At 69.4% G+C, this 21,308-nt stretch carries 18 protein-coding genes; 7 read left to right on the forward strand and 11 right to left on the reverse strand.

From position 1 onward, the window contains the following. The 4 genes from CYFUS_RS45260 to CYFUS_RS45275 are packed head-to-tail and all read left to right on the forward strand — an operon-like array spanning position 1 to position 4,771. Positions 1-1,209: an RCC1 domain-containing protein gene (locus tag CYFUS_RS45260; RefSeq protein ID WP_232537180.1), complete on the forward strand. Its 1,209-nt coding sequence runs from the start codon at positions 1-3 to the stop codon at positions 1,207-1,209. A 44-nt stretch (positions 1,210-1,253) separates the two neighbouring features. Continuing rightward, entirely contained in the window at positions 1,254-2,576 is a 1,323-nt protein-coding gene (gene mgtE, locus CYFUS_RS45265; protein ID WP_095990877.1) for a magnesium transporter, read from the forward strand. Between the two features lie 39 nt (positions 2,577-2,615). Next, the gene (locus CYFUS_RS45270; protein WP_095990878.1) at positions 2,616-3,827 is read left to right on the forward strand and encodes a cytochrome P450 family protein; all 1,212 of its coding nucleotides are present in this window, start codon (positions 2,616-2,618) and stop codon (positions 3,825-3,827) included. A 41-nt stretch (positions 3,828-3,868) separates the two neighbouring features. Continuing rightward, positions 3,869-4,771, forward strand: coding sequence for a zinc ribbon domain-containing protein (locus tag CYFUS_RS45275; RefSeq protein WP_095990879.1), 903 nt, complete (start codon positions 3,869-3,871; stop codon positions 4,769-4,771). A gap of 21 nt (positions 4,772-4,792) precedes the next feature. Here the strand turns inward: CYFUS_RS45275 and CYFUS_RS45280 are convergent, their stop codons facing one another. The 6 genes from CYFUS_RS45280 to CYFUS_RS45305 form a co-directional block, all read right to left on the reverse strand. Continuing rightward, positions 4,793-6,634, reverse strand: coding sequence for a hypothetical protein (locus CYFUS_RS45280; RefSeq protein ID WP_095990880.1), 1,842 nt, complete (start codon positions 6,632-6,634; stop codon positions 4,793-4,795). Further along, a complete protein-coding gene (locus CYFUS_RS45285) occupies positions 6,631-7,026 on the reverse strand; it encodes a hypothetical protein (RefSeq protein ID WP_095990881.1) in 396 nt (131 codons plus the stop codon). Before CYFUS_RS45285 ends, CYFUS_RS45280 begins: the two co-directional genes overlap by 4 nt. A gap of 89 nt (positions 7,027-7,115) precedes the next feature. Continuing rightward, positions 7,116-9,851 (reverse strand): VWA domain-containing protein, encoded by a 2,736-nt coding sequence (locus tag CYFUS_RS45290; RefSeq protein WP_095990882.1) that lies wholly within the window; start codon positions 9,849-9,851, stop codon positions 7,116-7,118. After that, positions 9,848-11,584 carry a vWA domain-containing protein gene (locus CYFUS_RS45295; protein WP_095990883.1) on the reverse strand — a complete coding sequence of 579 codons (1,737 nt, stop codon included), beginning with the start codon at positions 11,582-11,584 and terminating at the stop codon, positions 9,848-9,850. Before CYFUS_RS45295 ends, CYFUS_RS45290 begins: the two co-directional genes overlap by 4 nt. Then, entirely contained in the window at positions 11,581-12,447 is an 867-nt protein-coding gene (locus CYFUS_RS45300; RefSeq protein WP_095990884.1) for a DUF58 domain-containing protein, read from the reverse strand. Before CYFUS_RS45300 ends, CYFUS_RS45295 begins: the two co-directional genes overlap by 4 nt. After that, complete coding sequence (locus tag CYFUS_RS45305; protein WP_232537181.1) at positions 12,444-13,919, reverse strand: ABC transporter permease; 1,476 nt, start codon at positions 13,917-13,919, stop codon at positions 12,444-12,446. The genes CYFUS_RS45300 and CYFUS_RS45305 overlap by 4 nt, the downstream gene beginning before the upstream one ends. 97 nt (positions 13,920-14,016) lie before the next feature. Between CYFUS_RS45305 and CYFUS_RS45310 the strand changes: the two genes are divergently transcribed. Beyond that, entirely contained in the window at positions 14,017-14,535 is a 519-nt protein-coding gene (locus CYFUS_RS45310; RefSeq protein ID WP_095990885.1) for a gamma-glutamylcyclotransferase, read from the forward strand. A 184-nt stretch (positions 14,536-14,719) separates the two neighbouring features. Further along, on the forward strand, positions 14,720-15,160 hold the full coding sequence (locus CYFUS_RS53540) for a type VI immunity family protein (RefSeq protein ID WP_157759024.1): 441 nt from the start codon (positions 14,720-14,722) through the stop codon (positions 15,158-15,160). 96 nt (positions 15,161-15,256) lie between these two features. Here the strand turns inward: CYFUS_RS53540 and CYFUS_RS45320 are convergent, their stop codons facing one another. From CYFUS_RS45320 to CYFUS_RS45340, 4 genes are all read right to left on the reverse strand, one after another. After that, positions 15,257-15,883: a hypothetical protein gene (locus CYFUS_RS45320; protein WP_157759025.1), complete on the reverse strand. Its 627-nt coding sequence runs from the start codon at positions 15,881-15,883 to the stop codon at positions 15,257-15,259. 397 nt (positions 15,884-16,280) lie between these two features. Further along, on the reverse strand, positions 16,281-17,291 hold the full coding sequence (locus CYFUS_RS45325) for a transposase (protein ID WP_095990888.1): 1,011 nt from the start codon (positions 17,289-17,291) through the stop codon (positions 16,281-16,283). A 238-nt stretch (positions 17,292-17,529) separates the two neighbouring features. After that, a complete protein-coding gene (locus tag CYFUS_RS45335; protein WP_095992613.1) occupies positions 17,530-18,285 on the reverse strand; it encodes a DUF5953 family protein in 756 nt (251 codons plus the stop codon). After that, on the reverse strand, positions 18,282-19,286 hold the full coding sequence (locus CYFUS_RS45340; protein WP_095990889.1) for a DUF6310 domain-containing protein: 1,005 nt from the start codon (positions 19,284-19,286) through the stop codon (positions 18,282-18,284). Before CYFUS_RS45340 ends, CYFUS_RS45335 begins: the two co-directional genes overlap by 4 nt. A gap of 453 nt (positions 19,287-19,739) precedes the next feature. Here CYFUS_RS45340 and CYFUS_RS51415 point away from each other — a divergent pair, with 453 nt between their 5' ends. Next, the gene (locus tag CYFUS_RS51415; protein ID WP_157759026.1) at positions 19,740-20,150 is read left to right on the forward strand and encodes a hypothetical protein; all 411 of its coding nucleotides are present in this window, start codon (positions 19,740-19,742) and stop codon (positions 20,148-20,150) included. On the opposite strand, the gene CYFUS_RS45345 is transcribed toward CYFUS_RS51415, so the two are convergent. Further along, positions 20,059-21,258, reverse strand: a complete 1,200-nt coding sequence (locus CYFUS_RS45345) for an ISAzo13 family transposase (protein WP_095990890.1) — start codon at positions 21,256-21,258, stop codon at positions 20,059-20,061. The genes CYFUS_RS51415 and CYFUS_RS45345 overlap by 92 nt on opposite strands. Between the last annotated feature and the right edge of the window lie 50 nt (positions 21,259-21,308).

The raw sequence follows: 21,308 nt of genomic DNA on the forward strand, positions 1-21,308 counted from the left end.
ATGGGAAGCTCCCACGCGCTGGCGGTGACGGCGAATGGAACCGTGAAGACCTGGGGTATCAACTCTATCACCACCGATACGCTCGAGGTGGGAGCCAGCGCGAGTCAAATCTGGTCCGTGGCGGTGGATCGCCTCTCGGGCATCACCTCGGTCAGCGCGGGCCATGAGCACAGTCTGGCATTGCATCAGGATGGGACGGTCTGGCTCTGGTACGGCAACAGCCCCGCCCAACCCCCGGCTGGCCCCTCCGGCCATCTGGCCCCCGTCCGCATCACCTCCCTGACGAACGCGACGGCGGTCGCGGCCGGAAATTCCTTCTCGGTGGTACTCCGCCAGGATGGAACCGTCTGGGCATGGGGGAGCAACTCCCACGGCCAGCTCGGCGATGGCACCACCCTCGACCGGCACGCGCCGGTGCAGGTGCAGGGCCTCACGAACGTGGTGGCCATCTCGGCCAGCTCCGGTGAGCACAGTCTGGCCTTGCGCCAGGATGGGAGCGTCTGGGCCTGGGGCGCCAATGGGTCCGGCCAGGTGAAGGGAAGCAATCCGGCCACCGTGCTCACCACGCCGACGCAGGTCGAGGGACTCTCCGACGTGGTGGCCATCTCCGCGCGGGACGAACAGGTGCTGGCGCTGCGGCAGGATGGCTCGCTGTGGGGTTGGGGCAACAATGACCAGGGCACGTTGGCAACCGGCTCGGATGTGCGGCTGACGCCCGTGCTCCTGGGCGGACTGAGTCACGTGACCGCCCTGAGGGCCAGCAACTCGCACGTGCTGGCCCGACGCCAGGATGGGACCGTGTGGTCCTGGGGCGACAACGCCCAGGGCCAGCTCGGAGATGCCACGGCCTACGTCCGTGAGACCCCCACCCAGGTGCCGGGTCTGACAGACGTAGCGGCCCTCGGAGCTGGCACCTACCACGCGATGGCGGTGTGCACGGATGGCTCCGTGTGGACCTGGGGATACAACCCCTATGGTCAACTCGGGGATGGAACGCTGCTGAACCGGACCACGCCGGCGCCCGTGGCTGGCCTCCAGGGAGTGACGGCCGTATCGACCGGCAGTGACCTGGCCTTCGCCCTGCTCGCCAATGGGGAAGTCCATGGCTGGGGGGCGAACAGAAGCTCGCGGCTCGGGGATGGCTGGGCCTCCACGCACGCCATTCCTGGCAACGTGCTGCCGCCCGCCAGCATTCAAGTGACGCCGTAGTCAGGGCTGGACAATTTCCCGGGCTTGGGATGATGGGAGTCCGCATGGAGACCCAGGATCCCGAGCCCATCTTCCCGCAGGAACTGCGAGACGCCTGGCCCGCGCTCTCCCGCGATGAGCGGGTGGAGAGCTTCAAGCTGGTGCCCCACGCCACCGCGGACGACTTCTTCCTGTCGCTCTCCGCGCAGGAGCAGGCGGACCTCATCCTCGCGCTCGGGCCGGGGGAGCGGCGCACCTGGCTGCGGCTGCTCGCCCCGGATGACGCCGTGGACGTCATCCAGGCCACCCCGCCCGCTACCCGCGACGCCCTCCTGCGCGAGTTGGACGACACCACGCGCCGCGAGGTGCATGCCCTGCTCGCCTACGCCGAGGACAACGCGGGTGGATTGATGAATCCCCGCTTCGCGCGCGTGCGGCCGGAGATGACCATCGACGAGGCCATCAGCTACCTGCGCCGGCAGACGCGCGAGAAGGTGGAGACCGTCTATTACGCCTACGTGTTGGATCCCCAGCAGCACCTGCTCGGCGTGGTGTCCCTGCGCCAGCTCTTCCAGTCCGCCCCCGACAAGCGCGTGGAAGACGTGATGAGCCGCGACCTCGTCACCGTCTCCGAGGACACGGATCAAGAGGCGGTGAGCCGCCTGTTCGCCTCGCAGTCGCTCATGGCCATCCCCGTGGTGGACGCCGAGCGGCGCATGAAGGGCATCGTCACCGTGGACGACATCGTCCAGGTGGTGCAGGAGGAGGCCACCGAGGACATCCAGAAGGTGGGCGGCATGGAGGCCCTGGACGCGCCCTACTTCGAGGTGAGCTTCCCCTCCATGCTCAAGAAGCGCGCCGGGTGGCTGCTCGTGCTGTTCCTCGGCGAGATGCTCACCGCCACCGCCATGGGCTACTTCGAGGAAGAAATCGCCCGCGCCGTGGTGCTCGCGCTCTTCGTGCCCCTCATCATCAGCTCCGGAGGCAACTCGGGCAGCCAGGCCACCACGCTCATCATCCGCTCGCTCGCGCTCAACGAGGTGCGGCTGCGCGATGGGTGGCGCGTGGCCCGACGCGAGGTGCTCGCCGGCGTGGCCCTGGGCGCCATCCTCGGCGGGGTTGGCATCGTGCGCATCCTCGTGTGGCAGCACTTCTTCGGCTCCTACGGAGAGCACGCCGTCCTGGTGGCCCTCACCGTGGGCCTGTCCCTCGTGGGGGTGGTGACGTGGGGAACCCTCTCCGGCTCCATGCTCCCCTTCGCCCTGCGCCGCCTGGGGTTCGACCCGGCAAGCGCCTCGGCCCCCTTCGTGGCCACCCTCGTGGACGTCTCCGGACTTGTCATCTACTTCACCGTGGCCAGTCTCCTGCTGCGAGGAACCCTGCTCTGACGCTATCCAGGGTGGTTCCTACCCCCGGAGGACACATCCATGAGCACGAGCACCCTCACCAGTGAGCTGTGGGCCCCCCAGACCCGCACCAACCCCCTGCCCTTCTACGCACGCATCCGCCAAGAAGCCCCCGTCGTGCGGATGATCGATCCGTACTTCCAGACGCCCGTGTGGATCGTCACCCGCTACAAGGAGGCCGTGGAGCTGCTGAGGGACAACCGCTTCACCAAGGATCAGGACAAGCTGCCCGAGAACTCGCCGTCACGGCGCATGCGCATCGACTCGCTGGCGGCCATCAACCAGCACATGCTCTCGGCGGACCCGCCGGACCACACGCGCCTGCGCACCATCGTCTCCAAGGCCTTCACCCCACGCCGCGTGGAGGAGCTGCGCCCGCGCGTCACCGCCATCGCCCAGCGCCTGCTGGATGAAGCCTGGCCCCAGGGCAGCATGGATCTGCTCGACTCCTTCGCCTTCCCCCTGCCCGTGACGGTCATCGCCGAGATGCTCGGCGTGCCCGCGGAGGACCAGGACCAGTTCCGCGAGTGGACGAACATCATCATCAACCCGCCGGTCAACGGCGACGTGGGGCCCCTGCAGAAGGCCGGCATGCAGTTCCTCCAGTACTTCCAGCAGCTCATGGCCCGGCGCCGGGCCGAGCCGCGCGATGATCTGCTCACCGCGCTCATGACGGCGGAGGAGCAGGGAGACCGGCTGTCGCCTACGGAGCTCGTCAGCATGCTGTTCCTGCTGCTGGTGGCCGGCCACGAGACGACGGTGAACCTCATGGGCAACGGCGTCTGGGCGCTGCTCAAGCACCCCGAGCAGCTCGAGCGGCTGCGCGCCAATCCCGCCCTCATCGATTCCGCGGTGGAGGAGATGCTGCGCTACCGCGGCCCGGTGGAGACCACCACCTACCGCTGGGCGCTCCAGGACACCGAGCTGTACGGCCAGGTGATTCCCGCGGGAGAGGCGGTGCTCGCCTCGCTGATGGCGGCCGATCATGATCCGGCGCAGTTCCCCGAGCCCGAGCGCTTCGACATCACCCGCGAGCCCAACCGGCACATCGCCTTCGGCTTCGGCATCCACTTCTGCCTGGGCGCGCCCCTGGCCCGGCTCGAGGCCACCGTCGCCCTCAACCTGCTGCTCGAGCGCATGCCGCGCCTGCGCCTGGCGGTGGACGAGCGCGAGCTGCGCTGGCGCGAGGGCATCCTCGTGAACGGCCTGCAGCGCCTGCCCGTGGCCTTCTGAGCGCTCGGCCCCGCGCGTTCATGACAGGATGGACGACGCGTATGTCCATCCCCTGTCCCTACTGCCAGCACCCCTTCCCGCCCGGCGCCCAGTCCTGTCCGGGCTGCGGCGCCTCCCTGCTGCTCGAAGCCGTCCCGGGCGGCACCCAGCCCGTGTGCGCCGTGCACCCCACGCTGCGCGGGCTCGGCACCTGCTCCCGCTGTGGCACGTTCGCCTGTGCCCGGTGTCTGCGGGCCGGTCCCCAGGGAGAAACGCTCTGCGTCCGCTGCCACCAGTTGGAGCCGGACGCGCCCCTGCCGTGGGACCAGCGCGAGGAGCTGGGCATGTGGCGCGCCTTCTGGAAGACGCTCGGCCAGGTGCTCCTCCACCCGGGCTGCTTCTCCCAGGCCCGCGCCGAGGGCCGCACGAGCGACTCCCTGCTGTTCACACTGCTGTGCTCGCTGCCCGCCTGCTTCATGACGGGCCTCACCTACATGCTCATCTTCACCGCCATGCCGTGGATGATGGAGGCCCTCCCGGACCCGAACCCGTCCACGGGCGATGGCTCCGGACTGGCGTTCATGCGCTGGATGGGGGTGGGCATGTTCGTGGCCACCACGCTGCTCGGGCCCCCGCTGTCCGTGCTCATGACCCTGATGGGCGCGGGCGTGGATCACCTCGTGCTGCGCGCGGGCGGCGTCACCCGGCCCTTCAACGTCACGCTGCGCGCCCACTCGCTCTCCGAGGCCGCCTGGGCGCTGGGGATCGTGCCCCTCATCGGCACGCAGGTGGCCCCCGTCTGGGCGCTGGTGTCGCGCTTCTTCGCCTACCGCGGACTGCACCGCACGACGACCGGCACGGCGCTCGCCGGGACACTGCTCGCGCCCCTGGCCACCTGCTGCCTGTGCGGCGGAGGCTATATGGCCCTGATGCTCGCCATCTTCGGCCTCGCCGCCCAGAAGTAGGTGACGCGGAGCGGGAGGGGCTCAGGGCACCGAGCCCGCCGCGGTGGCCTGGGAGGCCCCCGCCGAGAAGCCCAGCACCGGCAGGGGCAGGCCCACGCCGAAGAAGAGGTAGCCCCGGTCGCGGAACACGTTGTAGCCGTAGCCCACCTGCACGAAGTCCCGGAAGAGCGCGAGCGTCACGGCGGCGCCCAGCTCGGGCGTGCCATCCTTGTCGAAGTCCAGCGCGGACAGGTTGGCGCCAATCCCGGGCGTCAGCACGTTGTTCCAGAAGCCGCTCGTGCGCGAGGCGCTCTTGAAGAGCACGCTGTAGGCGGGAGCCACCTGGAAGCGGCTGGTGGAGGAGCCCCCCATGTCCCGGGGCTGCTGGGCGAAGATGAGGCCCACCACCGTCTCCAGGTGCACGAGCACCCGCTGCATCTGCAGGTGCCGCACCTCCAGCTCCTGGGCGGGGCGCTCGCCGCGCCGCAGGGCGAACTTGAGCACCACGGTGTCTCCCTCCGCGCGCCGTCCCGCGTCCGCCAGATCCAGGGTGGTGCGCTCGGGGAGCTCCTCCAGGGCGAGCCGGAGCACCTGCGCGCCCAGCTCCAGCGCCGCGGTATGGGTGGACTGCGCGCCCGCGAGCGTCTGGAACACGGACGTCAGCGTCTGGAGCACGGAGCCCACGTCGGTGGTGAAGGTCTGACGGCACTCGGTGAGCTGCTTGAGCAGCCGCTTGCCCACCTCGTCCAGGCCCGCGGCCTGGGCGTTGAGCGCGGTGAGGAGCACGGAGAACTGCTCGACGCTCTGGCGGGTGCGCCGCGCCGCCTCGTCCAGGTCCTCGTTGGTGCCGATGAGGAAGTCCGCCGAGGAGGTCGTGCTGGGGGGCGCGCGGTACTTCGCCGCGAGCCCATCCATGAAGGCGCCGTAGGACTCGAGCTGGGCCCGGGTGGCCTCCGCCGTCGTCCGGAGCCGCTGGGTGGTGGGATCCGTTCCCCGCAGGAAGGCGTCCAACTGCTCGCGCAGCGCGACGACACACCCGCGCGTGCTGGAGAAGAGCTGGGCGAGCCGCTCCCGCGCCTCGGGCCCGAGCGCCCCGGAGAAGCGGCGCGACTGGATGTCGCGCGCGAGCTGATCGGCCTGGCGCAGCTGCGCCTTCTGCTCCTCGGTGAGGAGGATCTTGAAGCGCTCGATGTCCACGCGGCCCTGGGGCTCGTAGGTGTCGAAGTTGGGCAGGTGGATGGGACGGCTGCCCTCCCCCCGCGTCGTCACCCAGACGCCCATCTGCACCGAGACGCCCTCCTGACGCAGCACCTCCTCCAGCTCGCCGCGCAACCGCCGCGCCTCGTCCGTGCCCACCTGGGTGATGGTCGCGTAGAGCTGCTCGATGGAGGCCCCCGCGTTGCGCTCCAGGGCGACGTTGAGGGACTCGCGCAGCCGGGCACGCCGGGGGTCTCCGCCGGACAGGGAGCGATTGGCGTACTCCATGACCTGGAGCGAGGACCTTCCCCACTGGCGATAGGCCTCCTGCAGCTTCGCGTTCGCCGCGGGCGTCCCCCCCTCCCGGGCCCACTCCGACAGCGCGTCCTCCAGGGGCTTGAGGCCCGCCCCCGCCCCCTCGTTCAAGAAGGACTGGAGCTGGAGCAGATCCTGGATGAGCTCCTGGCTGGAGGTGCCCGGCGCCGAGGCCCGGATGCGCTCGAGCAGCGCGGCGCGGTCCACCCCGATGTTCAACGTGCTGCTGATGTCGACGATGGCGACCCCCGGCCCCGCCACGTGGGAGGCCCCGTCGAGATCCCTCTCCTCGATGCGCAGCAGGGTCTGCGCCGGGGCCGACGCCGCGCCCAGGGACACCGTCAGGGCCCACGCCCGGAGCAGCGCCCTCATGGCAGCACTTCCGCGCGCATGTAGGCCAGGTTCACCCGGAAGTTGTCCGCCGTCTCGCTCGAGGAGATGACGTCCTGGATGGCGTCCCCCAGCGACAGGACGAAGGCGCGCGCCTCCCCACCGAGCACCGCCTGCTTCAGCCCCGCCGTGCTCTCCTTGAGCTGGGCGATGTCGGCCTCGATGGCCGACAGGTCCCGCGCCCAGATGACCCAGCGCGGCTGGTGTTCCGTTCCCGCGAACATCCCCGCCTTGGACACCAGCGCCTCCCGATCGGGACCGCTCCCCAGCACGACGAAGAGGACATGGGGCCGATCATGCACCCACTGGCGGAAGAGATGGCTCGCCGCCTGCGCGTCGTCGAGCGGCAGGACGGTGGTCTTGCGGAACTCCATGGCGTGTTCCCTTCGGTGAATGAACGGCCAGGGAAGACTCTACCGCCAGCCACCCCGACATTTCCCACCGGGCTCCCCCTTCCAGGGCCTCATTTCCGCAGCCGACGGCGGGCCCGCTCCCGGGCGGCCTCCAGCGCCGAGTCCATTCCGGACTCCTCCCGGGGACGCTCCGACTCGGGCGAGGCAGAGGGGGGCGGCGCTCGCGGAGCCGCGTCCGCCCTCGTCCGCTCCAGCGGCCCCCCAGGAGGGCTCGCCGTCGCCGCCACGGAAGGGGCCGTCCGAACGGGCCGGAGCCTCGGCGCCGACAGGAAGCGGCGCGCGGCCACCTCCGCCAACAGCGCCACCAGCGCCAGTCCCACCAGCCACGGCGCGAGCGCCACCCGGCCCTCGGACTCGGGCGCGCGGGCGAAGAGGCCCGTCAAAGACAGGCGCTCCTCCCCTCCACTCACGGAGGCCAACCCGCGCAGCACCTCCAGCCCTCGTTGGGCGCTCCCGGGCTCGAACTCGGGCGCGTAGGGCAGCGTCACCGGGGGCGCGCGCAGCGCCCGCGTGCCCAGCTTCACCACCGGGTGCCACGTGCCGCTGCCCGGCAGCGTGTACTCGGCCACCACCCGGTCCTCGTCCTCCCACCGCATGGGCAATTCCACCGGAGCGCCTCGTCCGTCCCCCGGCAACAGCATCAGCGTGGGCAGCGCTCCCGGCAACGGCGCGTCCGGCGCGAAGTCCAGCGTCACCCGCAGCCGGTCTCCCCGCCGCTCCGAGCGCGCCACCGCCTCGTCCGCCCCGCCCGCGCCCCCCATCGTCCAGCGCACCATGCCCTCGAGCGCCGCGCGCAGGCCGCTCCAGGTGCGCAGCTCGCCCGTGTACTCGCCGTCCACCTCCGTCAGGAAGGCCACCACCCGCCCCGCCCCTCGCGGCCACAGCGCCAGCACCGGCGCCGCGTTGTCGTCCAGCGTGCGCAGCGCCACGCTCGCGCGCGGCTTGAGGTAGGTGAGGTTGTAGCCCCCCACCTGGGGCAGCCCCAGCGCCGGCAGACGCCCGAGCAGCGGCAGGTCCGGCGCGGCCTCGAGCGAGACGGGCGTGTCCACGAAGGTGGCCCGCGCCACCGCGAGCGTCTCCTGGCTGAAGATGCGTGGCAGGCTCGTCGCGTCCTCCGCGAAGTAGACGCGGCCCCCGCCCCGGGCGGCGATCTCCTTGAGCAGCGGCGCGTCCGAGTCCTTCTCCGTGCCCAGGCCGATGACGGACACCGTCACCTTCTGGCGCCGCAGCTCGTCCAGCGTCCTCAGGTAGTCGTCCGGCTCCACCGAGTCCGCCGCGTCCGAGAAGAGCAGCACGTGCCGGGTGGGCTGGCGGCTGCTCAGCACCTGCTCCCGCCCCACGCGCAGCGCCTCGCCCACGTAGATGCCGCCGCCACCACTGAAGCCCCGCGCCACCTCGTCCAGCGGCAGTCCCTTGGACACGGGACTCATCGGGAAGAGCTCGTGCGACTCGGTGTCCACCATGTGCACGGACACCTCGTCCTTCTCGTTGAGCAGCGTGAGCGCGCCCACCACGCCCTCGGCCGCCAGCTCCATCTTCGTGCGCCCGTCGGGCACCTGCGCGCCCATGGAGCAGCTACAGTCCATCAACACGCTCATGGCCACGGCCGAGCGGCGCTGCTCCTCGCGCATCTCCAGCGACACCGGCAGCAGCGGCTCCACCGGCGAGCGGCGGTAGCCCCCTTCCGCGAAGCTCGAGCGGCCGCCCGTCATCACCAACCCCCCACCCGCCTGCTCCACGTAGGCGGCCAGGGCATGCAGTCCGGACTCGCCGAGCCGGTTCGCGTCCACGTTCTCCAGCACCAGCGCGCCCACGCCCTCCAGCGCGTCGAGCGAGAGGGCGAAGGGCGCGCGCACCTCCAGCGTCAGGCCCGCCGAGCGCAGCGCCTGGGCGAGCGTGCCCTGGGGCGCGTCCGTGAGCAGCATCACCCGGGGAGGCCCCTCCACCCGCAGCACCGCCTGGCCCACGTCGTTCTCCACCACCCCGTCCCCGGGCGCCTCCACCACCAGGCGGTAGGCCGCGAGGCCCGGCGCGTCCACCAGGTCGCGCAAGGGCAACAGGTTCGAGCCCGCCTGGAAGTCGAAGGGCCCCCGGAGCAGCACCCGGCCATCGCGCTCCAGGCGCACCGTGCCGGTGACGGGCGCCGTCGCCTGGACCACCCCCGTCATCTGGAAGGGCTCGCGCGCCGTCACCGAGGCCGGGGCCTCCAGCGCGACGACGGCCAGGTCGAGCGGTGCGTCCTCGCGCGCCACCTGGCGGAAGTCCACGGCGAGCCCCCGGGCCGCCAGCCTCCGCGCCGCGCCCCGCGCATCCTCCCCCGTGGCCCGCCCATCGGACACCACCAACACCCGGCCCGTGCGCCCGGGTGGAATCAGCGCCCCCGCCGCGTCCAGCGCCGCCGCCACATCCGACGCCTCCGCGTCCACCGGTCGGGTGAAGCCGCCAAAGCGGCCCGTCTCCGCCAGCGGCTGCTCCACCCGCGCCTCGCGCCCGAAGGAGATGACGCCCACCCGATCCCCCGCTCCCCGCTGCTGCTCCAGCAATCCCACCCACTCCGAGGCCAGACGCCCCGCGTCCGCCGGCATGGAGCGCGAGCGGTCCACCACCACCACCACGTCGCTGCCCGCGTGGCGCAGCACCCACCCGGGGCCGGAGAGCGCCCCCAACACGAGCAGCAACAGTGCCCAGCGCAGCACCATGGGCGGCCCCGGACGCCGGCCCCGCTTCCACAGGAAGAGGCCCAGCGGCACGAGGAGGATCCACACCTGGGGCAGGGAGAAGCTCATGCCGCCTCCACGCGCCGCGTGAGGAAGAAGTCCGCCAGCAACGCCGCCAGCAGCACCCACAGCGGCCAGCGCTCACGGCCCTCGGAGGCCGCCTGCCCCGCATCATTATTATGTTCCTCGGAAGCGGGCCGATCTCCCGCACCGCGCCCCCGCAGGTCCGACTCGCGGGCGTCCAGCGGCAGCACCTCCACCGCGTCCACCGGCTCGCCCTCGCGCACGAGCGTGTAGCGGCCCGGAGACTCCGGAGCGGGCAGGCTCAAGGCCCCCGCGCCGAACAGGAGACGCTCCGACTCGGGGCCCTTCAGCGTGTAGCGCGCCCCCGCCCGCGTCACCACCGCGAGCGGCTCGCCGAGTGGAAACTGCCGCCGGGCGAAGCCCTCGCGCGCACGCCGCGCCTCGCGCACCACGTTGCCCAGCAACACCGGCCAGGCGGAGGTGCGCTGCACGTTGGAGCGCGACAGGTCCACGTTGAGGTGCACCCGGCCCTCCTCCTCCGAGACGAGCACCGCCTCGCCCGCCGTCATCAGGGGCCGGCCCGGAGGTGCCTCCGCCCCGGCCGCCCAGCGCACGCCGCCCAGTTGCACGTCGTCCAGCAAGGGGTGGCCCTTCTCCGCGAAGAAGGGGCCCACGAAGGTACGCACCGCGCCGCCCGCCCCCACCGTCACCCCCGCGTCCGAGCCCCTCGGCCCCACGACGAGCGCCCCCTCGCCCGAGCCCACCTCCACCCCGGGCACCACGGAGAAGAAGCGCTCCAGCGCCGAGCGCACCGGCGCCTCCAACCCCTCGGCCCACGCCACGCGCAGCGGACGCTCCGCCGCGGGCGGCAGCCGCACCACCCCGTCCTCGGGCAGCGCGTCCGGCGGCAGGGACACCTCCACGTCTCCCGCGCCCTCGAAGGTGAAGCGCAACGTGGCCGCGCCCTCCTCGGGCAGCCGCACCCGCTCGCGCCGCTCCGTGCCCTCCACCGCGCCCGGCCCGGGCCTCGCCACCACGCGCACCTCCGTCTCCTCGGGGCCCGTGCCCCAGCGCGCCACCCGCAGCGTCACCGTGGCCGTGGAGCCCTCGTCCCGGCGCCACGCGGACACCAGCCCCACGTTGTCCCGGGGCGCGCCCAGGGCCGTCCACCGCACCGAGTCCGGCACGGCCACTCCCGGGCCGGGCGGCGCATCCGTGAGGAAGTGCACGCGCTGGTCCGGGCCCGCCAGCTCCTGGGCCCAGCGCAGCGTGGGCGCCACGTCATGGTCCGCGCCGAGCGCCCGGAAGGACTCCAGCGCGGCCAGCGCCCGCGAGGGCTCCGCCTCCGGCCCCGCGAGCACCCGGGGGACTCCCCCACTCACCAGCACCGTCACCCGCGTGGCCCGCGCCTCCTCCACCCGCCGGGCCGCCTCCGCGCGCACCCGCTCCACCCCGGACACCCCGTCGGCGCCCCGCGCGGACAGGGACAGGCTCCCATCCACCACCAGCACCAGGTGCCGCGTCCGCTCGCGCTCGCCCCACCGCACGTCCGCGAGGAACAAGGCCGCGGCCACCACCGCCAGCACCTCCAGCATCAACGAGGCCTCGCGGGTGAAGCGCTCGAAGCGCGGGCCGGCCTCGGCGCGGGGACGGGGCGTGCGCCAGAGGAACAGGGCACTCACCACCACGGGCTTCTGCTTGCGCCGCAGGAAGTACGCCGCCACCAGCGGCACGAGCGCGCCCAGGGCCAGCAGTCCCCAGGGAGAACCGAGGCTCATGCGCCCCCCTCGGGGGGAAAGAGGGGCCGCAGCGCTCCGGCCACGAGCGCCTCCAGGGCCTGGTCCGCGCGCAGCACCAGGTGCGAGGCCTGGGCCCGCCGCGCCGCGGCCCCGAGCAGCTTCTGGTGCTCGGCGAAGCGCCGCGCGTAGGCGGCCAGCACGCTCCCGGTGAGCAGTTCCTCCAGCGCCTCGCCGCTCTCCGCGTCCACCAGCCGCGCGCCCTCGCCGCCCGAGGGCTCCAGGTCCTCCGCGTCCAGCACCTGCACCAGGAAGAGGGCCGCGGCCCCCCGCGCCAGCCGCGACACGAATTCCGCCAGGGGCGCCTCGAAGAGGAAGTCACTCACCACCACGCGCAGCCCACAGGGGCGCAACGGCGGCAGCCGGCCCAGGGCCGTGGACAGGTCCTCCCGCGCGTCGAAGGCGGCCGAGCGCAGCACGCCCCGGCACACCGCGCCCTGTACCCGCTCGGGCCGGGAGCCTCCCACCAGCAGCGTCGGCGCGAGCCCCTGCCGCGCACCCACCTCCGTGGCCAGCAGCGCCACCTCGCGCGCGCACCCGGCCTTGCGCGGCGACACCGCCATGCTGCGCGAGCCGTCCAGCAGCACCTCCAACCGGGGCGACACCTCGTCCTGACGCACGCGCAGGATGAGCTCGCCGGTGCGCGCCACCGCGTTCCAGTCCATCTGCCGCAGGTCGTCTCCCGGCTGATAGGCGCGGAAGTCCTGCACGTCCAACGAGGAGCCCGCCGAGGCGGCACGCACCTCGCCCACCCGGCCGCGGTGGGGCGTGCGGGGCAGCGCCAGGGCAAGCCCCGGGGCCAGCCGCGCCACCTCCGCCTCGTCGAAGTCCACCGGAGCGCTCATGCCGCGTGGACCTCTCGCTCCCGGGCGGCGAGCGAGCGATCCGCGAGGAAGACGGAGAGCGCGGCGAGCAGCGCCACGCACCCGAGCAGGGACCAGGCCAGCACCGGCTCATCCAGCGGAGAATCCCCCTCGGAGAAGAGCGTCACGCCGAGGAAGGGGTTGAGCAGCGAGAGGAGCGTGTTGCCCTCCTCGCGCCAGAGGACGAAGGACACCAGGGAAGGCACGAGGAGGCCGAGTCCACCGAGCATGAAGAACAGCAGCCGCACCGTCGCCGGGGAGGAGAACACCGGCGAGCGCGGCAGGCGCGCCACCCACAGCGGAAGCGAGAGATAGAGGAGCGCGTACAGGGGCAGGGAGATCACCCCGGGCAGTTCCAAGGAGGCGAGATTGCGCGTGGAGAGGACGAAGAGCGCGCCACAGGCCGCCGACCAGAAGAGCAGCAGCAACACGGCGAGCCGGAAGCCGCGCAAGGCACCCGGACGCAGGAGCGACCAGGGCCGCGTGGCGGCGCGCAGGGAGCGGGCCTGTCCGTCCAGATCCGTGGCCAGCACGAGGCCACAGAGCGTCAGCAACACGCACCCGAGGAGGCTCATCGCCCAGACCATCCGCTGGGAACTGGAGTCCCACCACGCGAGCAGGACGACGAGCGCGGAGAGCACGGTCTGCACGACGAGCGCGCGCCGGGGTGCCCTCGAGTAGTTCTCCGTGACCAGGGACAGCCGAGCGGCCGCGGTCTCGAAGAGGAGCCAGGCGCAGGTGAGCATGAGCCACAACGAGACCAGGGCGAAGACGAGCGCCCCGTCACTGGAGATGAGGGGGCGGAAGCCCTGCTCGCACAGGAACCAGGCGCACACCTGCCCGTAGAACAGCCCCAGCCCCAACACCCCCAGCAGCACCAGGTGCGCGAGGCCGCGGCCCATGCGCCCCTCGGCGAGGGTGGCCATGCACACCGCCACCACGGTGAGGAAGAGGAACCAGCAGGCCCCCAGCAACAGCACCAGCAGGAGCGTCGGCAGATCGATGCCGTTGAGGTAGTAGCTGAAGAGGAGGAAGGGCCCCACGGCCGAGGCGTACAGCCCGCCCTGCACCAGGGAGGAGGCCACCTTGCCCCGGAGGATGCGCCGGGGCCCCAGCCCGGTGAGCAGCAGCAGCACCCACGTCTCGTCCTCGCGCTCGCGCGCCAGGGAGCGGTAGGCGCCATAGGGCAGGAGGAAGAAGTGCACCATGCCCAGACAGAAGAAGAAGGCGAGGAAGAAGGTGCGCCCCTGGGGCTTCAGGCCCTCCTCGATCGTGGCGACATAGGCCGCCAGGGAGAGGATGAAGCAGGCCAGCAACATCAGCCCGAAGCTCAACCAGAAGACGCGCGAGCGCAGCCCCTGGCGCACCTCCTTCACCACGAGCGGGTTGAGCCGCTCGGCCCAACGCGCGAGCCACCAGGCGCGGGGCACCTCCACCGAAGCCGTCGCGCTCACGTCCCCGCCCCCTTGGTTACATCCATGAAACTCCTCCGGTGCCCCGAGGGCGGCCCCAGTATAGAAAGGAAGACACCTTCCCAGGCACACTGACGCCATGTCCTCCCGCCCATCATACGTCTGGTTCTCCTTCTCGCTGGCCCTGGCACCCGGGCTCGCGCAGGAGCGGGTCCAGGGCGACCTGCTTCCCGAGTTGCCCGAGGGAGAAGTGGCGGCGGCGCTCGACGTGGACCTCCTGTATGACGTGCCGGCACCGGAGTGGGGAGGCCACGTGCCGAGGCTGGTGGATGCACCTGGCCGGCGGGTGATGGGGCGCGTGCGCGTCATGCCCCTGGAGAGCTGGCCCCAGGTGGCGAAGTTGGAGGAGGACCTGTCGCTGGCCACCGGCGAGCGCCCGGTCCGGGTGCGCACGGCCACGGGCGCCATGCTCTCCGCGAGGGCCTTCACGCCGCTGCCGCCCGTGCCCTCGCCGGGACTGGTGAGCGAGTCGTTCCTGGAGGCGCTCGCCCGGGCCGCCGAGCACGCGAAACTGCCCACGGACTACGTTTCGCGCCTCCAGGCCGAGGCCCGGCTCATCCAGGCCGTACAGCGCGGCCACGCCAGGCGGGCGCGCTGAGCCGCGCCACCGTGGGTCCCGGGCCGAGATGAACACGCGAAGAAGGACTGGCCTGCGCTACCCGCGAATCCAACGCCACCTGAGCAACGGGTTCCTGCTCCTCCGTGATGGCGTTGTCGTGACCTTCTTCATCCAGAAGTTGGTCATTCATCCAGGAGAAACCGTGCAGCGAGACTGATGGCCCGTGGATCTCTGGGAGTCCAAAACCCAGGTGGGAGACTACCGCTTCGAGTACCGAGGCCGGGCACTCGGCACGGCCAGCCATCAATGGTCTCCCCAGGCGGTGTCCGCGGTGTCATTCTGGCTGCCCACGGAGTATCTGGAGGAGCAGGGCCCGGTCGGGTTCGCGCCCTGGCCTTGGCGCTGGCGCATGAGTTGCCCCCCTGTCAACGCTGCACCCTCACGGATGTCGACGCATGACTCGGGGCCATCGTGGGTGGCTAGCCCTTCGATGTACGACTCTTTCATTCGCTGCTCCATGCCGGTTTATCCCGGCGCACTAACCGTTCACCGCATCAGGCCACGCTCACCCGTGTTGGCAGAAGCGAAGGCGTGGGCTGGCGACGGCGATATGCAGCCAGGGCATCGGTCAGGAAGCCGAGCACGTCACGCCGCTGCAGCTTGAGCCAGTACGAGGGGACCCCCCGGGGAAGATCCCGGAGGCGTCTCTTGTCATCAGACGGCGAGTCCGCGCCATCTACTGCGCGAGGTGGGGAGCGGCTCAATAGAGCTGGGAGCAGACGGCCTGCATCTGATCGACGTAATCCCCCACCCGCACATTCAGTGAGGTAACCACGAAGGACTGCGGGCACCTGTCATTGAAGTCGTAGCCACTGCCGATCCCCATCGAATTCGAGTAGCCCTGCACCCTGCCTTCGGAAACCCAGGACGCGGGCGGCGCGCACTGAAGGTTGAGCGAATTGACGTAGTTGAGGCTGCGGACCAGGAAGCCCACGATGACTTGCCCATCCGGGCACACGCGCTCGCAGTTGGCACCGCCGAATCCACCCTGAGCACCGGCGTAGTAGGTCGCGCCGAAGCTGCCATCCGCGTTCAGGTAGCGGCACAACAGGCCCAGCCGGTCGACGTGCGACCCCTCGCGGCCGTGGATGCCCACCGCCACGTACCCGCTGGGGCACTCGGTCAGGGTGGGAAAGCCCGTGGTGCCGCCGCGGGGATTCAACGCGTAGGTCAACCCGCCGATGGCGAGCGCATGGTTCGTCTGGACGAGGTTCTCGGCTTCCGGTCGGGTCATCCGCGACTCCATCGTGCTCAGGTCCTCGCCGCCGCAAGCAGGCAGGAGAGAGAGGCCAGCAATCGCCACGGTCATCCAGGCAGTCGTCTTCACGAAAATACTCCAGTCTCAGTTGGGTTGCCGTGACGTTCATCGCCCCAGCACGGAGAACTGTGCCCTGGAGGCTGCGCGGGAGCAGTGATCCATCCCACTGCTTGCGTGTGCACGCCGTCACACCCTGGGGGGAACCGGATCGCCAGACCACCCGAGTCGAGAAGCGACTGGAAGGCTGGATTGATCCACGTCACCGGCTCAATCCCAGCTCGCCAGTCTTGTCGTGATGGGCACCGTCGGGACAGCAGGCGTCCCGATGCGCGGAGCACATACACGGTTTCGATTCCCGCCGCCTCCACACTCAGAAGCTCAGCAATCCCGAGGGGTTGCTGGGCTTTTTCTTTGCCCTCGTTTCCGCATGTGCCCTCAGTTCGAGTTTCGCACTTTCTGGCGAGGATCAAGCCGCCGCTTGGGAGGAGCCCGGGAGGAGTAGGAGCGGTTTTTGTTGACCCTGCTCATCGCGCGGGGTCGCAGAAAATGCCGAGCGCAAACAGGCGTAGCGCAAGGTGGTGAGCATGTCGGCGACGACGACTTTGAGCAGACGATTGGGAACGCTGTACCAATACACCAGCCCCTCGACGACACGCACCTTGTCTTGACGTCCATACAGTCGCAGCGTCAGGTGCCGCGCCTTCTGCTTCTCCAACATTTGTTCCGGGTTGGGCAAGCGAGGCCCACGCCGGCGAGGCCGACCCCGAGTCGTCGTCCGGCGCTCGGGGACAGGGGCGTGCAACCTGGCATCCAATGGCATTCGGCTGGTGAGGTCAAACCGGTCAGGGAGATGGGCCAGAACACTCTGTCCGCCGTAGGCCGAGTCGGCATACACGTGAAAGCGTCGCTCGGGCACTCCCTTGCTCAAGCACTTGAGCATTTCGACAGCCAGCTGGGGCCGCGTGCGATAAGTCAGGCGCCAGCGCGCTGCGGATTTGCGATTGAGATAAAGGCGGAAGAGGAGCGGCAGGCTGAAATAGCGGCCTGGAACACAAGGCAGTTGCACGCGCACGGCCAGCACGACCCACGAGTGCCCCCAGCTGAGGACAGCGCACTGGCGACTGCTGGCCAACGGGTCATGGTGCATGCCCGTGCCAAACATCTTCACGCCCCGCTTGCGCGCCAGGGTATCGTCCAGAGTGAGGGGCACTGCGCCCGGTTCAAGCAAGGGCCTGGCCAGGGCGAAGAGCGCCAGGCCCAATGCATCCAGGCTCCAGCGTGCGGTGGCGAAAACCCGGTAATAGGCCGAGTGGTGCTTGTCGCCCACGGCTCCAGCGGCCACCAGGACCCCCGTCAGAGTGCGGCGTCCAGCGAACAGCCAGCCTTTGACCACCGTCACCCACGAGGCCCGCGTGGGCGCGTTCATGGTGGCGCCCAGCGCCAGGAGCCATTGGAGGAAGGAATCCGGCAAGAACATGGTGTCCCCTTGGCGAGAGGGGACAGCCAGCTCGACTCGACGCTCCCCACCTCCGCCATCAGCTTGCAGTGGATGACTTCTAACGTCCTGCGGCGCCTCTCGCCCCTCCTGCTCGCCCTCCTGCCGCCAGCTCGCATGAGGAGCAGCCCACTCTTCAGCCCCTTCTTCTCTTCCTCTCTCAGCGCATCAAAAGTGCGAAACTCGAACTGAGTGCGGCCAGCGCGAGCCGTGCCGAGTCTCAAGGGGTAGCGCGCCCGCCAATCTCCGGGAAGCGCCCGTAGGCCCGTTTGAGCGCGTCCAGGTGGGCGGGGTTGTCGTAATCGAGAGGGGCATCGGTGAGCTGCACGACCCACCCGCCCGTCGCGGTACGCCGTGCGCGTGACAGCAACTCCGCGTCGCGTGCCGGGTTCGGAAACCCGATGGCCTGTGCGGCAGCGGAAGACCAGTAATTTAGCCACCCAAGGTATTGTGGAATTGCCGGTGAATGAGTGCGCTGTAATAAGTTGAGCATGGGAAGCCCACGGGGTGACCGCTCCGGCCCGTGATCCGAGCGGCGTATCTGCTCTGAAACTTCTGAACCATAGCCCTCTGGTGACGCATGACCCCAATACGCACGTGCGCCCTCGGCCACGGCCACCAGCACGTCCGCCGCCGCTGCGAGCCCTGTTGCATCAAGTGGCAACTCTGCATGCACCTCGAACAAGGGCTGGCCGCCAGGACTGAGGCTTGCCGGTTCTTGGAGACCAGAAATCATCACCGGATAACTCTCGTCCCCGTTGCAGAGGAAAGGAAGCTCTCCGTCCTTGGTTGCTTCTGTGAGCCATTCGTCGCGCTGTGGCAACGCGGCAAGCTGTCGTGCCTCAGTCACTCTCCACTCCAGGCGCAAACCAACAAGCGCCCGCTCCATGCCCCGGACAATAGCAAGTGCGCGACTGTCATTGTCCGCGAGCGCTGGCGCGTGAGCAATAAGAACAAGGTTCTTTCGGGCCGTCATCGCGGGCACCCCGTAACGACGATATTGAGTTTGGGATCCCTATCGAGCAGTGCTTTCTTGTGCGCTTGGGTGCTCACCCCAATGACGAAGCCATATCCACATGCTGCGGCAGCTTCTCGTTCCTTTTTTATTTGCTTCATTTCCTTCTCAATCTCCTGTTTCCGGATGAAGTCAGGGTACGTGTCGAATTGATGGGTCTTGATCTCCCACAGCACACGCACGCCGGCTTGCAGCGCATCGAAGCTCACGCCGTCCACGAGCACATCCATTCCGGGATAACGGTTGGGCGGAAACTGATCAGCGCACTTGTTATGTGCGTCATCCTTGCCCTCGTGCGGCACCGGGATGGGTTCGCACCTGCGGCGGCGCTCTCGCTCCAAAGCCTCGGGTGGCTCCAGCGGCGGGAAAAAATCCGGCCCCTTGGGCTCCGGCTTGGGCCCTTTTTCCGGCGAGGTCTCCTGCGGGGCGGGCTTCGTTACAGGCACGGGCTTCACTTCAGGCACCGGCCGCGCTTCCGGCACAGGCCGCGTCTCAGGCACCGGCAGCGTAGGCGGCGGCAGCGTAGGCGGCGGCAGCGTAGGCGGCCGAACCTGGGGACGGCCCTTCTTCTCGTAAGCCTCCAGCGCCTCTGAGATCGCGAAGCCCACCACCACAATGCCCGCCACAACTACCGCCCCCACGATGATCTCAGGTGCGGCCAGCACACAGACTCCGAGCCCCATTGCCGCAGCACCCGCAGAGGCAATCGCGCATCTTCCCGTGAGGTCGTGAAACTCGAGCCGGTCATGGTCGAGGGCCTGATAGCACCGCTCCGCCAGCACGGGCCAGGGCTCGGAAGCTTCGCGGACGGCGCACCGCCCCCCGTCCGTCCAGGGCAGCATCGCCGCTCGCTGGAGGTTGGCGAGTCTCGGGTCTCGGGCCGCTGGCTCCCTCGCGCTTGGAGCTGACGTAGCGCAGGCTGAGACGTAGAGCAGCAGGGCGATGCACGCTCGGAAACGCATGGCTACATCCTCCGATCAAGTCAGGACCTGGTGAGTCCTGGTGGGGCTGTTCGGAGTATGACAGCTCGCCCCGACAGCAAGGGACGAGCCTGCGGGGGCGCGGCAGGGGGGGGCCGGGTGACGCAGCCGCATCACGGGTCGGGGCGAGCGCCAACGCGGCGGGCAGCTCGTTCTCGGGCGTGGTGCAGGCAACAGGGCGCTAGGTTGCACGCCCCGTGCGTGGGCCGGTGGAACGGTGAGGCGCGCACCTGGACCGCGCTAGGGGGCTCCAGCGGCGCGGCGGCTTCGGCTCGGGGCGGGTTGACGGGGAAGGCACACGGCAGCCGCGTCTCGGGGCTGTAGAGGGCTCCAGGGCGGTAACGGTGCCAGCCGGGCGCGTTGGAGGGCTCTAGTTCTTGACCCCCCGCACCAGCACAGATGGGCTACTCTGTTGGCATCATCGGAGGCTCGCAAATGACCGTCTACCGAACCGAAATCGACCAAACCTTTGTTGATAAGAAGGACCCGAGAAAGCCCCGGCGTATTCGCATCAAGGGCACCATCACCCTCGACAAAGATGCCTACAACGCGACGGATCTCCAGGCTTTCGACGTAACTGACCCGAAGAACCCTGTTCCGGCCAATGATTTGCTGGCCGGCGATAGGCTGTCGGAGACCATCGACATTGGCAGGAGATTGGCGATCGACGAGGAGCAGAGGCTCATCCAAGCTCAGAATGGCAATACCGTCGGCACCTGCTCTAAGGCACTGGAAAACAATAACTTGACCAACTTCATTCGGTGCGCCGCGGCTCCAAAAGGTAATTCCAGTCGCCATGGAAATCATCCTTTCGCAGCGCCAGTCGCTTCATTTCTGTCTTCGTGATCTCGACGCCCGTCGGATATTGCTTTTTGTCCAACCGCGCCTTGACGCGCAGACCTCTGGTAGTTCGCGTTCTTCCGATGAGATTGACGACTGTCTCAAAACTGGTCAGTGGCTTGCCCCTCCAGTTCTGGGTGATGTGGCAGAAGAGCCGATGTTCGATTTTGTTCCACTTGCTCGTTCCTGGCGGAAAGTGGCACACGTGGATGTTCAGCCCCGTGTCATCAGCCAACTCTTGCAGTTCTTTCTTCCAGGCACGTGTCCGGTACCCGTTGCTGCCGCCTGCATCTGCTGTGATGAGAAGTTCCGTCGCACTCGGATAGGCTGGCAAACCCATCGTTTTCCACCATTGTCGAATTGATGCGACGGCAAAAGCCGGTGTGTCATGATCTCGCCCGACGCTCACCCATGCCTCGTTTCGAGTCATGTCGAAAACTCCGTAGGGGATCGCCTTGCCCACCGCATCTTCGGGAAAGTCGTGGACGTTGACCTCCTCCGGCCGCCCCGTCGGTTGCCACTCACGGCCTACGTTCCTGAAGCTGCCGACGAGCTCCTTCTTCTTCGTATCGACGGAGATGACTGGCTGGTTTCGCGCCTGGAAGTCCTCCACCATCGCGCTGATGTGCTCGAATTGCGCGTTGCGGTCTGGATGAGACGTGCCCTCTTGGTTCTTGCGCAACGCGTGGAGGTTGTAGCCCAGCTCGTGCAGCTTCTTTCCGACGCTCATGTGGCTGACCACGAACCCCTCGTGCCGCAACTCCGCTGCCAGATTTCGCGTGCTCTTGCACGTCCATCGCAGTGGCGACATCGGATCCCCTCTCGTCGTCGGCGCAACCATACGCTCGAGTGCCTCGACCCATCCTCCCTGTACCAAGGCAAGCGCCTTGCGGCCACCGCCAGGCCGACGCTGACGTTCAGTGACCGCTTCGCCTTTCTTCAACTCCTCGCGGCCTGCTCGGATCGTCGCCCGCGCCAAACCAGTTGCGCTCGCAACCACCGCGTCGCCGCCGTAGCCTATCGTGAGCGACTCCGTCGCTGCCCACAATCGGCGTGCCCTCTCATTCAGGACTCCCTCAAGGGCGAGGTACTTGGCACGGATGGCCTGAGCCATCCCCTCATTTTAACAGGCGAGCAAGGGAGCGCCGCGTAGGCCGAGTAGTG

The sequence above is a fragment of the Cystobacter fuscus genome, from assembly GCF_002305875.1.
Taxonomy (GTDB): Bacteria; Myxococcota; Myxococcia; order Myxococcales; family Myxococcaceae; genus Cystobacter; species Cystobacter fuscus_A.

What these genes read in the sequence shown, in the direction of transcription:
- CYFUS_RS45260 (WP_232537180.1), top strand. Translation starts at nt 1, where the DNA reads ATGGGAAGCTCCCACGCGCTGGCGGTGACGGCGAATGGAACCGTGAAG.
- mgtE (WP_095990877.1), top strand. Translation starts at nt 1,254, where the DNA reads ATGGAGACCCAGGATCCCGAGCCCATCTTCCCGCAGGAACTGCGAGAC.
- CYFUS_RS45270 (WP_095990878.1), top strand. Translation starts at nt 2,616, where the DNA reads ATGAGCACGAGCACCCTCACCAGTGAGCTGTGGGCCCCCCAGACCCGC.
- CYFUS_RS45275 (WP_095990879.1), top strand. Translation starts at nt 3,869, where the DNA reads ATGTCCATCCCCTGTCCCTACTGCCAGCACCCCTTCCCGCCCGGCGCC.
- CYFUS_RS45280 (WP_095990880.1), bottom strand. Translation starts at nt 6,634, where the DNA reads ATGAGGGCGCTGCTCCGGGCGTGGGCCCTGACGGTGTCCCTGGGCGCG.
- CYFUS_RS45285 (WP_095990881.1), bottom strand. Translation starts at nt 7,026, where the DNA reads ATGGAGTTCCGCAAGACCACCGTCCTGCCGCTCGACGACGCGCAGGCG.
- CYFUS_RS45290 (WP_095990882.1), bottom strand. Translation starts at nt 9,851, where the DNA reads ATGAGCTTCTCCCTGCCCCAGGTGTGGATCCTCCTCGTGCCGCTGGGC.
- CYFUS_RS45295 (WP_095990883.1), bottom strand. Translation starts at nt 11,584, where the DNA reads ATGAGCCTCGGTTCTCCCTGGGGACTGCTGGCCCTGGGCGCGCTCGTG.
- CYFUS_RS45300 (WP_095990884.1), bottom strand. Translation starts at nt 12,447, where the DNA reads ATGAGCGCTCCGGTGGACTTCGACGAGGCGGAGGTGGCGCGGCTGGCC.
- CYFUS_RS45310 (WP_095990885.1), top strand. Translation starts at nt 14,017, where the DNA reads ATGTCCTCCCGCCCATCATACGTCTGGTTCTCCTTCTCGCTGGCCCTG.
- CYFUS_RS45325 (WP_095990888.1), bottom strand. Translation starts at nt 17,291, where the DNA reads ATGTTCTTGCCGGATTCCTTCCTCCAATGGCTCCTGGCGCTGGGCGCC.
- CYFUS_RS45335 (WP_095992613.1), bottom strand. Translation starts at nt 18,285, where the DNA reads ATGACGGCCCGAAAGAACCTTGTTCTTATTGCTCACGCGCCAGCGCTC.
- CYFUS_RS45340 (WP_095990889.1), bottom strand. Translation starts at nt 19,286, where the DNA reads ATGCGTTTCCGAGCGTGCATCGCCCTGCTGCTCTACGTCTCAGCCTGC.
- CYFUS_RS51415 (WP_157759026.1), top strand. Translation starts at nt 19,740, where the DNA reads ATGACCGTCTACCGAACCGAAATCGACCAAACCTTTGTTGATAAGAAG.
- CYFUS_RS45345 (WP_095990890.1), bottom strand. Translation starts at nt 21,258, where the DNA reads ATGGCTCAGGCCATCCGTGCCAAGTACCTCGCCCTTGAGGGAGTCCTG.